General features: G+C 68.3%; 12 protein-coding genes. All 12 read right to left on the bottom strand.

Going from position 1 to position 11929, the window contains the following annotated elements; genetic code table 11:
• Positions 1-102 precede the first annotated feature (102 nt).
• Positions 103-543, bottom strand: a complete 441-nt coding sequence (locus GIW57_RS04045) for an excinuclease ATPase subunit (protein ID WP_100462021.1) — start codon at positions 541-543, stop codon at positions 103-105.
• Between the two features lie 37 nt (positions 544-580).
• Positions 581-1819 carry a beta-ketoacyl-ACP synthase gene (locus GIW57_RS04040; protein WP_025877989.1) on the bottom strand — a complete coding sequence of 413 codons (1239 nt, stop codon included), beginning with the start codon at positions 1817-1819 and terminating at the stop codon, positions 581-583.
• Positions 1819-2550 carry a 3-ketoacyl-ACP reductase FabG2 gene (locus GIW57_RS04035; RefSeq protein ID WP_100462020.1) on the bottom strand — a complete coding sequence of 244 codons (732 nt, stop codon included), beginning with the start codon at positions 2548-2550 and terminating at the stop codon, positions 1819-1821. The genes GIW57_RS04040 and GIW57_RS04035 overlap by 1 nt, the downstream gene beginning before the upstream one ends.
• Entirely contained in the window at positions 2547-3005 is a 459-nt protein-coding gene (locus tag GIW57_RS04030; RefSeq protein ID WP_236509217.1) for a hotdog family protein, read from the bottom strand. The genes GIW57_RS04035 and GIW57_RS04030 overlap by 4 nt, the downstream gene beginning before the upstream one ends.
• Positions 3002-4189: a beta-ketoacyl-[acyl-carrier-protein] synthase family protein gene (locus tag GIW57_RS04025; RefSeq protein WP_236509216.1), complete on the bottom strand. Its 1188-nt coding sequence runs from the start codon at positions 4187-4189 to the stop codon at positions 3002-3004. The genes GIW57_RS04030 and GIW57_RS04025 overlap by 4 nt, the downstream gene beginning before the upstream one ends.
• Complete coding sequence (locus GIW57_RS04020; protein ID WP_180164983.1) at positions 4186-4740, bottom strand: DUF3261 domain-containing protein; 555 nt, start codon at positions 4738-4740, stop codon at positions 4186-4188. The genes GIW57_RS04025 and GIW57_RS04020 overlap by 4 nt, the downstream gene beginning before the upstream one ends.
• Complete coding sequence (locus GIW57_RS04015; protein ID WP_180164981.1) at positions 4728-6002, bottom strand: NAD(P)/FAD-dependent oxidoreductase; 1275 nt, start codon at positions 6000-6002, stop codon at positions 4728-4730. Before GIW57_RS04015 ends, GIW57_RS04020 begins: the two co-directional genes overlap by 13 nt.
• Before the next feature lie 62 nt (positions 6003-6064).
• Entirely contained in the window at positions 6065-8410 is a 2346-nt protein-coding gene (locus GIW57_RS04010) for a hypothetical protein (protein WP_236509215.1), read from the bottom strand.
• Positions 8403-9032 (bottom strand): outer membrane lipoprotein carrier protein LolA, encoded by a 630-nt coding sequence (locus tag GIW57_RS04005; RefSeq protein ID WP_236509214.1) that lies wholly within the window; start codon positions 9030-9032, stop codon positions 8403-8405. Before GIW57_RS04005 ends, GIW57_RS04010 begins: the two co-directional genes overlap by 8 nt.
• Positions 9029-9460: an acyl-CoA thioesterase gene (locus GIW57_RS04000; RefSeq protein ID WP_033832524.1), complete on the bottom strand. Its 432-nt coding sequence runs from the start codon at positions 9458-9460 to the stop codon at positions 9029-9031. The genes GIW57_RS04005 and GIW57_RS04000 overlap by 4 nt, the downstream gene beginning before the upstream one ends.
• Positions 9447-10997, bottom strand: a complete 1551-nt coding sequence (locus GIW57_RS03995) for an aromatic amino acid ammonia-lyase (protein ID WP_236509213.1) — start codon at positions 10995-10997, stop codon at positions 9447-9449. Before GIW57_RS03995 ends, GIW57_RS04000 begins: the two co-directional genes overlap by 14 nt.
• A complete protein-coding gene (locus GIW57_RS03990; RefSeq protein WP_236509212.1) occupies positions 10987-11928 on the bottom strand; it encodes an acyltransferase in 942 nt (313 codons plus the stop codon). Before GIW57_RS03990 ends, GIW57_RS03995 begins: the two co-directional genes overlap by 11 nt.
• Position 11929: the final 1 nt, after the last annotated feature.

Genomic DNA, 11929 nt, shown 5'->3' with positions numbered 1-11929 from the left:
GAAAGCCGTCACGCGACGATGGCGGCGTGATCGACGGCGTTTCCCCGGTGAGGTTCAGCAATGTGGCGACGCCGTTCAGCCAGCGCCACCGTTCCGCCGCGCTTACTTGACCTTGGCGTAGGTGCCTTTCAAGGCCACGCCGGCGACGAAGGTGCCGGCCCAGCACTCGTAGTTGGTCGCGCTCTTGAACTCGTTCTTCTTGTAGTAGCTGACGATGTCGACCACGGCGTTGGCGCCGCGCGACTTGGCACCGTCCTGCAGCGCCAGCAGCGCCGACAGCGCGACCCAGTTGCAGGCCTCGACGTCGCTCTTGTTGGCGGCGTTGGTCTTCTTGTTGGTCACGTCTTCGCCCAGGCGCTGCTGCACGCTGACCGGCTGGCCAGCCAGGTAGAAGCGCACGCTGCCGTCGATGCCGGCATCTTTGGCGGCCTGCGAACTGATCAGTTCGTGCAGGGACTGCTCGACGCGGGTATCGCGCGCCGAAGCGGTGGAAGTCAGGGCCAGCAGCGCGGTGGCAGTGGCGATCAGCAGGGTGCGGCGCATCGGAACGTCTCCTTGTTGAGGTGCGGGTACGGCGGGATCACGCGCTCCAGCGACGGAACACCAGCGAGGTGTTGATGCCGCCGAAGGCGAAGTTGTTGCTCATCACGTACTCGGCCTGCAGCTCGCGGCCTTGTCCGGTGATGAAGTCGAGCTGGCCGCAGCGCGGGTCCACCTCGACCAGGTTCAGGGTTGGCGCGAACCAGCCGGCGCGCATCATCTCGATGCTCATCCAGGCTTCGAACGCACCGCAACCGCCCAGCATGTGGCCGACGTAGCTCTTCAACGAACTGATCGGCACGCGGCTGCCGAACACCTGGGCGGTGGCCTGGGTCTCGGCGATGTCGCCGTGGTCGGTGGCCGTGCCGTGGGCGTTCACGTAGTCGATCTGCGCAGGTTGCAGGCCGGCGTCTTCCAGTGCCAGGCGCATGGCCTGGGCCATGGTGTCGGCGCTGGGCTGGGTGACGTGCTGGCCGTCGCTGTTGGTGCCGTAGCCCACGATCTCGGCCAGGATGGTCGCGCCGCGTGCCTGCGCGTGCTCCAGATCTTCCAGGATCAGCGTGCAGGCGCCCTCGCCCAGCACCAGGCCATCGCGGCCGGCATCGAACGGGCGCGGAGTGGTGTGCGGTGCATCGTTGCGCGTGCTGGTGGCGAACAGGGTGTCGAACACGGCCGCGGCGGTGGCGTCGAGCTGCTCGGCGCCACCGGCCACCATCACCGTCTGCTTGCCGCTGCGGATCGCTTCGTAGCCCGCGCCCACGCCCTGGCTGCCCGACGTACAGGCACTGGAGGTGGTGTAGACACGCCCGGACAAGCCGAAGAACACGCCGATGTTGACCGGCGCGGTGTGGCTCATCATCTTCAGGTAGGTGGTGGCGCTGATGCCGTCGGTGGTGAACTCATGCAGCATGCGGCCGAATTCGCCGGTGGCCTCGTGGCTGCCCGACGATGAGCCATAGGCCACGCCGGTACGGCCACTGCGCAGCACCGGGTGCTCGAACAGGCCCGCCTCACGCAGGGCGACCTCGGTGGCGCGCACCGACATGATCGCGACCTTGCCCATCGAGCGCGTGGTCTTGCGGTTGTAGTTCGGCGGCAGCTCGTAGTCCTGCGCGGGCGCGGCCAGCTTGGTGTTCAGGCCCGCATACACATCCCATTCCGGCATCGAACGCACCGCGTTGCGGCAGCTGCGCAGATGGGCCTGGATGGTCGGCCAGTCGTGACCGAGCGGACTGATGGCGGCGGCACCGGTGACCACCACGCGACGATCGGCAGCCATCAGATCATCCCTCCGTTGACCGAGATCACCTGGCGGGTGATGTACCCGGCCGGCTCGGACAGCAGGAACGCGACTGTGGCCGCCACTTCCTCGGGACGGCCAACGCGGCCGGCCGGGATCAGCTTCAATGCGTGTTCGACCACTTCTTCGTTGAGCATGTCGGTCTCGATCAGGCCCGGGGCCACGCAGTTGACGGTGATCTGGCGGCTGGCCAGCTCCAGCGCCAATGCCTTGCTGGCACCGATGATGCCGGCCTTGGCTGCACTGTAATTGACCTGGCCACGGTTGCCGGCCACGCCGGACACCGAGGACAGGGTGACGATGCGGCCCGGCTTGCGCCGCCGCACCATCGGCATGATCAGCGGATGCAGCACGTTGTAGAAGCCGTCCAGATTGGTATGGATCACCTGGTCCCAGTCATCCTCGGACAGCGCCGGGAACGCGCCGTCACGGGCGATGCCGGCATTGCACACCACGCCGTAGTAGGCGCCATGTGCCTCCACATCCGCTTCCAGCGCGGCGCGCGCGGCGGCACGGTCGGCCACGTCGAAGGCCAGCACGCGGGCCTGCTGGCCCAGCGCCTGGATATCGTCGGCCACTGCCTGTGCTTCTTCCACACGGCTGCGGCAATGCACCACCACGTCGAAGCCATCGCGCGCGATACGCAGCGCAATGGCCCGGCCGATGCCCCGGCTCGCGCCGGTCACCAGCACGCTTCGATTCCCTGTCATGCCTGTCCACTCTCCAGATAGGCCATCGAGTCGGCCGGTTCGAACACCGACACGTTGGCAACCGCCCATTCTTCTTCGCCTGCCAGGATGCGGCAGGCGAACATCCCTAATCCATTGTCGCCCAACAGTTCGCAACGCGCCTGTACCTGCAGGCGGGTGCCGCTGGGGAAGCTGCTGCGCGTGCTGGTGTAGCGCCGGCTGCCGAGCAGGAAGCCCAGCTGCGGCGGGTTGCCGGCCGTACGTGCACGGCAGCCGGCCCAGGCGGCGATGGCCTGGGCCATGTATTCGATGCCGACCCAGGCCGGGACCGCTCCGTCTTCGATGAACAGGCCGGCCTCGGGCACCACCAGTTCCGCCTCGATGCTGTCCTGGTCCCAGCGCAGGATGCGGTCCAGCAGGCACATGTCCTGGCGGTGCGGCACCACCTCTTCGATGGCATACAGCGGCAGGTTCATCGGCGCTCCAGTGCCAGCACGGCATTGCTGCCGCCGAAGGCGAACGAATTGCTCAGCACCCGCCGCGGCAGCTGCGGCAGGAAGGTCGCCGGGGCGACCAGCGGCAACGCCGGCAACGCCGGATCGGCCACGCCGTCCCACCAGTGCGGCGGCAGTTGCTGCTGCGGATTCTCGGCCAGCAGGATCCAGCACAGCGCCGCTTCGATCGCGCCGGACGCACCCAGCGTGTGGCCGGTCAGTGGCTTGGTCGAACTGGCGGGCACATCGGTGCCCAGCACCTGCGCCACCGCCAGGCTTTCCATCGCGTCGTTGTGGCCGGTCGCAGTGCCATGCAGATTCACGTAATCCACTTCCGAAGGCGCCCAGCCGGCACGCTGCAACGCCTGCTGCAGGGCATCGATGGCGCCCAGACCCTGCGGGTCCGGTGCGGACATATGGTGCGCGTCGGCCGACTCACCCCAACCGGCCAGGCTGACCGGACCCGGCTCGCGGGTCAGCAGGAACAGCGCGGCGCCCTCGCCGATGTTGATCCCGCAGCGATGCTGCGAGAACGGGTTGCAGCGCACGGCGGAGACTGATTCGAGCGCGCTGAATCCGGCGACGGTGAACCGGCACAGGGAATCGGCACCACCGGCGATGACCGCATCGACGATGCCCGAACGCAGCATGCGCGCAGCCGACATCAACGCCTTGGCGCTGGACGAACAGGCCGTGGACAGCGTCCAGGCCGGGCCCAGCGCACCGCTGCGGGTTCGCACGAACTGCGCGGCGGTGCCCATTTCCTGCTGGGCGTAGTCGAACCCTTCGGGCCAATGGCCATGCTCGGCGCGGGTACGCAGCGCCTGCTCGGATTCACCGATGCCCGAGGTACTGGTGCCCAGCACCACGGCCACGCGTTCGGCACCGTAACGGCTGATGGCATCGGCAACGGCCGGCGCGATCTGCGCCAGGGCCACGTCCAGCAGCGCGTTGTTGCGTCCACGCAGGGACACCGGCAGCGCTTCCAGCGACGGCAACGGGCTGTGCACTTCGCCCAGCGCCAGGGTGCGACCTGGCAGCAGGGTGGCGTTGTCGCTCAGCCCGCCGGGCGTATCGGCAAACAGCGCAGCGGCCACCGCGGCGCGGCCGTCACCCAACGCGCAGACCACGCCGAGGTCGTTGAGGAAAATGGGCGCGCTCTTCATTGCTGGCCGGCCATGTCGATCGATTCGATGCGCAGCGTGTATCCCTCGGCGCGGTTGTCCAGTTGCACGCTGCCATCGGCCAGGCGCTGCAGCTGCAGCCACACGGTGCCGTCGCGCGACAGGCTGCGCTGGCGGCCGTCATCGCTCACCTGCCAGCCGGCCGGCAGCGCGGCGGCAATGGCGTCGGTCGGCCACAGCGCGAACTGCAGGTCGTCCAGCACGCGTTCGGCGCGCACCTGTGGCGGCAGCCACGGTGCGCGCTGCTGGGTCAGCTGCTGGCCATCCCACTGCAGGCGCACGCCGGTCTGGCCCATCGCCTGCACGGCCAGCCGCACCTGCTGCGCATCGGCCTCCAGCAGCGCGTCCAGATCACGCTCGTGGCTGCCGAAGCGGAAGTGCAGCTGCTGCTGCAGGGCCAACGGCGCCGGCAGGCTGGACGGTGCCAGCCGCAACGGCGGCAGCTCGACCAGCGGCCGCGGCATGCGGCTGGCACAGGCGGCCAGCAGCAGGCACAGCAGGACCGCAGAGAGGCGGGCAATCAGGCGCTGCACAGTTCCTCCAGCACACGCATGCGGCGGCCGCTGTCGTCGGCCACATACGGATTGTTGGTGTCCCAGGCATAGCCGGCCAGGATGGAGCTGATCATGTCGCGCACCTGCGGCTGCTGGTCGGGGTGGTAGATGATCTTCTGGAAGCCGCCCTGGTACCAGCTTTCGACGAAGCGGCGGAAGGTTTTCACACCGGCACGCAGCGGAATCGAGAAGTCGCTTTCCCAGTCAACGGTCTCGCCCGCGTAGCGGCGCTTCAGGCATTCGCTGGCCAGTTGCGCGGATTTGAACGCGATGGTGACGCCGGAGGAGAACACCGGATCCAGGAATTCGCCGGCGTTGCCCAGCAGCGCATAGCCCGGGCCCCACAGCGAGCTGACGTTGGCCGAGTAGCCGGTGATGCGGCGCACCGGCAGCACGGCCCATTCGGCGTTGGCCAGCAGCGAGGTCAGGTTCGGGTCCTCGCCGACGATGGCCTGCAGCTTCTGCAGGTCGTCGCCTTCGTAGCGCTCGAAGAATGACGGCTCGGCCACCACGCCCAGCGAGCAGCAGCCGTTGGAGAACGGGATCGTCCAGTACCAGACGTCGATGTGCTCGGGATGGGTGGTGATCAGGATCTTGTTGCGGTCGAAATCCGCTTCGGCCGGGATGTTGTCGCGCACGTGGCAGAAGATCGCGCCACGCACCGGGAAGTTGGACGGCGATTCCAGGTCGAGCAGGCGCGGCAGCAGGCGTGCAAAGCCGGAGGCGTCGAGGATGAAATCGGCTTCGATGCGGTACTCGCTGCCATCCGGGCGGCGCACGTTCACCACCGGCTGTTCGCCCGGCTCGACCGCCAGCACTTCATCGCCGAAACGCAGGGTCGCGCCCATGCGCTCGGCGCCGCGCGCCAGCACGTTGTCGAAGTCGGCGCGCTGCACCTGGTAGGTGGTGCCCCAGCCCGGCGAGAACTTCTTCCTGAAGTCGAACGCGGTGCGCGCTTCCCCGTGCACGAAGGCCGCGCCGTTCTTGTACTGGAAGCCCGCCTCGACCACGTCCTGCAGTAGGCCCGCCGCCTCGATGTATTCCATGCTCTGCGGCAGCAGGCTCTCGCCGATGGAGAAGCGCGGGAACTGCTGGCGCTCCAGCATCAGCACCTTCCGCCCCTGCTGGCGCAGCATCGCCGCGGCCACCGAACCGGCCGGGCCGGCACCGATGATCAGGATTTCGGTACGTTCCACGTCTTCGTGGCCGGAAGAATCAGCGGCATCCACAGCAGTAGTCATCGGTGCGTCCTTGTTGCTCGATCAGGTGGAAAAGCGGAGGAATCGGAATGAAGCGTGTCCGTTCAGGCCGGCGGCACGTCATGCGGTGGCGGCCGGAACAGCGGCGAGATCAGCCAGACCAGGCCGATGCCGAACAGCAGGGTGAGCCCGAACGCGCGCAGCGCCGGTGTCTGCGAAAGACCCAGCAGGCCGAACGACAGCCACGTGCTGGCGGCACCCACGCACACCGCCAGCCAGGCACTGGCGTCGCCGCGGTGCTCGATCAGGAAGATGCCGTAGTCGATGCCCATGCCCAGCAGCAACATCAGTGCCAGCACGTTGAACAGCTGTAGCGGCTGGCCGAACAGGCCCAGCAGGCCCAGGGTCAGCGCACCGGCCACCAGGGTGGGTGCGAATACGCGCCAGGCCTGGCGCCGATAGCGCAGCCACAGGGCGCCGAACACCAGCACGATGCCAACCAGCAGCAGGCCGCCCATCAGCTTGCGGTAATGGCCCAGCAGCTGCGAGAAATCAGCGGTGCGGTCGACCCAGCGCACGCCGTCCAGGCCTTCGGCAGCGCCACGCAGGGTGGCCAGCGCATCGGCACGCGACAGGTCATCGACCATCACCACGCTGATCATCTGCCCGCCTACGTTGCCGACCCACAGGTGGCGGAATGGCTGCGAGGCCGGCGAAGCGAGGAAGGCCTCGGCGCTCAGCGGCGCTGCTGCGAATGCAGGGCGCTGCAAGGGCTCACCCACCGCTTCACCGACCGCGGCCAGCACACCCGGTTCCACCCGGGCGGTCAGCGCCGCATCGGCCTGCTGTCGCGCGGGCGACGGCAGCCAGTCGCTGATCGCGCGGTAGCCGCCGATGCGCTTGTCGTGGGTCAGTTCACGCAGGCGCGTGGTCAGCGCTTCTTCGCGCTGCAGCAGTTGTGCGGGATCGCTGCCCTGCACCAGGTAGAACTGCGCCGGGCTGGGCATGCCCAGCAGCTGGCTGAGGCGGATCTGCTGGGCCATCAGCGCCGGCGGCGAGGACTGCAGGCTGCGCAGGTCGTCGTTGCTGTGCAGGCGGGCGATGCCGATGGCCGACACCAGCGCGGCCACGCCAAGGAAGATCGCCACCGGGCGACGCCCGTGCAGGCGCGGGAAGCGCTCGAGCGTACTGCCCAGCCACTGCGCGAAGCGGGTGGTACGGATCTCGCCACCGTCCAGCCACGGGAACCAGAAGATCACCGTGAGGAAGGCCGCAGCCAGACCGACCACCGAGAACAACGCCATCTGCCGCAGCCCGGGGAACGGCGCCAGACCCAGTGCCAGGTAGGCCAGCGCGCTGGTCAACAGCGCAAGCCAGAGGCCTGGCAGCAGATGCCGCAGCAGCTTCCAGCGGCGGTCGGCCGGCTCGGCCTGACGCGAAGCAAACCAGTGGATGCCGTAGTCCTCGGCCACACCGACCAGCGAGGCACCAAACACCAGGGTCAGCACATGCACCTTGTCGAACACCAGCACAGTCACCGCCAGCGCCACGCCACAACCGATCAGCAGCGAGGCGGCAACCAGCAGGATCGGCCGCAGCGAGCGGAATGCCAGCCACACCAGCAGCAGCACCGCCGCCAGCGAACCCCAGCCGATGGTGTTGATCTCCTGGTTGGCCTGCACCGCGGCCGCTTCGGCATGCAACGGCACGCCGGCATGCAGGATCTCCAGATCCGGCGCAGCGGCCTTGGCCGCCTCTCCGGCGCGTTCGAGCAGGCCATCGAGATGGCGCTCGCCATCCAGCCTGAAGGCCGAGCCCGGCGTATCGAACTGCAGCGCTGCCCAGTGCTTGCCCTCGGCCTCCAGCAGGCCGTCATCGCCCAGGCGCAGCCCGGAGCCCTGCGCCTGCTGCTGCCACCACTGGGGCCACAGCGACAGCGGATCCTGCCGCCACTCGGTCAGGCGCGGGGCGCCCATCGGTCCGTACAGCGCGCCCAGCGCCTGTTCGGCCAGCGCAGCGGGTTCGGCCTGCTGCAGCTGCTCGCGCTGGGCCTGGGTCAGCAGGCGATCGCGGTACGGTGCGTAGAACGCACGCGCGTCATCGAACCAGCCTTCCATCGAACCACTGGGCACCAGCAGCGCGCTGTCGGCATCACTGGCCATTGCCGCAGCGAACGCCGCCTGCGCGCGCTTGGCAGCGGCACCGTCGGTGCTGCCGAGCAGCACCACCACCTGCCGCGAGCTGCCATCGGCGATGCGCCGGGTGACGTCGCTGAGCAGACGGTCATGCGCGTCCTGCGGCAGCAGGGCGAGGATGTCGGTGTCGATCCGCGACTCCTGGCTCCACAGGCGCCACTGCTGCGCGCCCAGCACCAGCAACAGCAGCAGCCAGGCGATGCCCAGCCAGTGCCACCAGCGGCGCAGGCGATCCGGTGTGGCGCTGTCACTCAAAGCGGCGCGCCTCGTCGGCGTTCAACGTGGCCGGCGCTTCGCTCAGCGCGGTGAACTGGATGCGGGTGCGATCCTGGTTGGCTTCGATGATCTCGACCTGGCGCACGTAACGGTCGCCCTGCAACGTCAGCGACTGGAAGGCCTTGGCCAGCATCGCCGACTTCGGCGTCAGTTTCAGGCGCCAGCCCTGCCCTTCACGCGTGGCCTGGACGTTGAACTGGCTGGACAGTGCCTGCACGTCACCGCTCATCAACGCGAACATGATCGCGTTGACCGAGCGCATCGCCGGCTGCTGGCGCGCGTCCAGCTCGACCCGGGTGCTGCCATCGCGCTGGCGACTGAGGATGCGGTCGGCGGTGACCACCACCTCGGACGGGAACGGCTTGAGCGTGGACCAGATCACCCCATGCTTGCGCGCGACCACGAACTGGCCCTGCGAGCGCAGCGGGTTCTTGAAGCCGCTGACCTGCTTTTCCTGGGTGAACTGCCCGCGCAGCACGTCCGGCCGGGCGACGGCCTGGGTGATGGCATCGACGGCGGGATCGGCGGCCTGCAGCAGCGGCGCGGCAACCAGCAGCAGCGCGCACAGCAGCACGCGCGGAAGACGAAGGGATCGGATCACGGGGCAGGCACTCCAAGACGCTGCCACAGCACCGGCGGGCACTGGTACAGCATTTCCTTGCTGGCCGCGTCGACCGCGACCTGGATGGTCATCGCGCGGGTCAGCACCTGGCCGCTTTCCGCATCGAGGATCTCGTATTCGATCTTCAGCCGGTTCTCCCACTCGACGATGCGCGAGCGCACGCGCAGCGCCTGCCCGAACAGCAGCGGCCGCACGTACTTCACCCGTGCGTCGACCACCGGCCACAGGTAGCCCGATTCGAGCATCTGCGGATAGTCGTAGTCGTAGCGCTTCAGCAACGCGCAGCGCGCGATCTCGAAGTATTTGAAGTAGTTGCCATGCCAGACCACGTTCATCGGATCGCAGTCATGGAATGCGGGGGCCAGCTCGATTTCGCCGACCAGTTCGTTGCCTTCATTCACCGACATACAACTCCCAGCGTTGCGCGCGGATCTCCACCAGCAGTTCCCGCAGTTCGCGATCCAGCGCGCGGTCTTCTTCGACCAGGGCGATGCGCTGCCCCAGGTCGGCGTACATGGCGGCCAGACTGCCATGCAGCTGCGCGTTCATGCCAACCCGTTCGCGCAGCGCCAGCCCCTGGCGGGCGGCGATCAGCATGGCCGCCACCACCTGTTCAGTCAGTTCGATCACGCGCAGGCAGTCGCGCGCGGCGATGGTGCCCATGCTGACCTTGTCCTGGTTGTGGCATTCGGTGGAGCGCGAGAACACGCTGGCAGGCATGGTCTGCTTCAGTGCCTCCGCCGTCCATGCCGAAACGCTGATCTGCAGCGCCTTCAGGCCATGGTTGATCGCCGCACGCGGGCCGGTCGCCGCCGACAGATTGGCCGGCAGGCCGTGGTTGTAGCGGGCATCGACCACCAGCGCCAGCTGCCGGTCGAGCAGGTCGGCGATGTTGGCCACGGTGTTCTTCAGCGTGTCCATCGCCAGCGCGATGTGGCCGCCGTAGAAGTGGCCACCGTGCAGGATGCGCTCGCCGTCGGCATCGATCAGCGGGTTGTCATTGGCGCTGTTCAGCTCGGTTTCGATCAGCTGGCGCAGGAACGGCAGGGTGTCTTCCAGCACCCCGATCACGTGCGGCGCGCAGCGCAGCGAGTAGCGGTCCTGCAGACGCTGCTCATTGCGCGGCGGGCGCTCGCTGTGCAGGTCGCTGCGCAGGCGCGCGGCAATGCGCGACTGCCCCGGGTGCGGCTTGGCGGCGAACAGGGTTTCATCGAAGTGGTGTGCGTTGCCGTCGCTGGACAGCACGTTGAACGCGGTCAGGCGCGTGGCCATGCGGGCCAGGTAATCGGCGCGCTGCCAGGCCAGGCAGGCCAGGCCGGTCATCACCGCCGTGCCGTTCATGATCGCCAGGCCTTCCTTCGGCCGCAGCTTCAGCGGGGTCATGCCGATCTTCGCCAGCACCTCGGCCGCCGGCTGCACGCGGCCGTCGTGCAGCACCTCGCGTTCTCCGCACAGCACGGCTGCCACGTACGACAGCGGGGTCAGGTCGCCACTGGCACCCACCGAACCTTCGGCGGGAATCAACGGCAGCACATCGTGCTGCAGCAGCGTGGCCAGGCCTTCCAGCAGCGGCACGCTGACGCCGGACATGCCGCGTACCAGCGAAGCCAGGCGCGCAGCCAGCACGGCGCGGGTCTCGGCCGGGTCCAGGTAACGGCCCAGGCCGCAACCATGGTAGGTGTACAGGTGGTGCGGCAGCTCGGCGACCAGTGCCGGCGGAATGTTCACCGTGCACGAATCGCCGTAGCCGGTGGTCACGCCATAGATGACGCCATCCTCGCGCAGCAGGCGGTCGAGGAAATCGGCACCACGCTGGATATGTGCGCGGAACGCCGGCACATCGCTCAGCGCGGCCTCGCATCTGCGCTGGGCCAGGGCGACCACGTCTTCGATGGTCAGCGGTGCATCGCCGAAACGGCACACGGGTACGGCGTCAATCGTCATGAGGAGCCTGATCCCAGAAGGGGAAGAAATTGAACCAGTCCAGCGGGGACTGGATGACCTGGAGTTCCAGCCAGTGCGCGAAGCGCTGCGCCTGTTCGGCCAGTGCGGCATCGCGCGATCCGCGCGGCAGCACCACGCGCTCGGCGAACTGTTCGAAGGCCACGCGATAGCCGTCGCCCTGGTGCAGGCACGACATCGTGTAGACCGGGCAGCCAAGCGCGGCCGCCAGCACGTAGGCGCCGATCGGGAACGGCGCACGGTGGCCGAGGAAATCGGCCATCACACTGCGCCCGCCCTGCACCGGCACGCGGTCGCCGACGATGGCCACGAAGCCACCCGACGCGACCTTTTCGGCGAGCATCACAGCCGTGGCCGGGCCCATTTCGGTGACCTGCACCAGCTCCACCGCAGCCAGCGGGTCCAGCCGCTGCAGCAGGCGGTTGAAGCGCTGCGCGTGCGCGGTATGCACCAGCACGGTGATGCGGAACCCCGGCACCTGCTCGGCCAGTACCTGGCACAGCTCCAGGCAGCCGATGTGCGCGGTCAGGATCAGGCCACCTTCGCGGCGTGCGATCTTGCCCAGCACCAGGTCGCGCTGCAGGTGGATACGCTCGGGCGGATAGCGGCCGCCGAGGCCCAGAATCTTGTCCAGCATCGTGTCGGCGAAGCTGAAGAAGTGGCGCAGGCTGTCGCGCCGGGTGGGCGCATGGCCCAGCGCGCCGGTATGCGCCTGCAATCGCTGCAGGTACTGCATCGAGGCCTGGCGACCGACGCGGTTGCCGAGCCAATGGCAGGCCACCACCGGCCATACGCACAGGCGGAACGGCCAGCGCCCGAACCAGCGGTGCACCCAGCACAGGAACAGTACGCCGGCCACCGAGGTGGACTCGCCGATGTCGGCCCAATGCGGGGCGTCGTGCGCCGGGGTCATC

Source organism: Stenotrophomonas sp. PA-6-5C (assembly GCF_021605635.1).
Classification (GTDB): Bacteria; Pseudomonadota; Gammaproteobacteria; order Xanthomonadales; family Xanthomonadaceae; genus Stenotrophomonas; species Stenotrophomonas lactitubi.
The sequence above is the reverse complement of the archived record's forward strand: the minus strand, read 5'-3'. Positions and strand labels throughout refer to the sequence as shown.

Coding starts and splice junctions, on each gene's coding strand:
- GIW57_RS04045 (WP_100462021.1), bottom strand. CDS start 543: ATGCGCCGCACCCTGCTGATCGCCACTGCCACCGCGCTGCTGGCCCTG.
- GIW57_RS04040 (WP_025877989.1), bottom strand. CDS start 1,819: ATGGCTGCCGATCGTCGCGTGGTGGTCACCGGTGCCGCCGCCATCAGT.
- GIW57_RS04035 (WP_100462020.1), bottom strand. CDS start 2,550: ATGACAGGGAATCGAAGCGTGCTGGTGACCGGCGCGAGCCGGGGCATC.
- GIW57_RS04030 (WP_236509217.1), bottom strand. CDS start 3,005: ATGAACCTGCCGCTGTATGCCATCGAAGAGGTGGTGCCGCACCGCCAG.
- GIW57_RS04025 (WP_236509216.1), bottom strand. CDS start 4,189: ATGAAGAGCGCGCCCATTTTCCTCAACGACCTCGGCGTGGTCTGCGCG.
- GIW57_RS04015 (WP_180164981.1), bottom strand. CDS start 6,002: ATGACTACTGCTGTGGATGCCGCTGATTCTTCCGGCCACGAAGACGTG.
- GIW57_RS04000 (WP_033832524.1), bottom strand. CDS start 9,460: ATGTCGGTGAATGAAGGCAACGAACTGGTCGGCGAAATCGAGCTGGCC.
- GIW57_RS03995 (WP_236509213.1), bottom strand. CDS start 10,997: ATGACGATTGACGCCGTACCCGTGTGCCGTTTCGGCGATGCACCGCTG.
- GIW57_RS03990 (WP_236509212.1), bottom strand. CDS start 11,928: ATGACCCCGGCGCACGACGCCCCGCATTGGGCCGACATCGGCGAGTCC.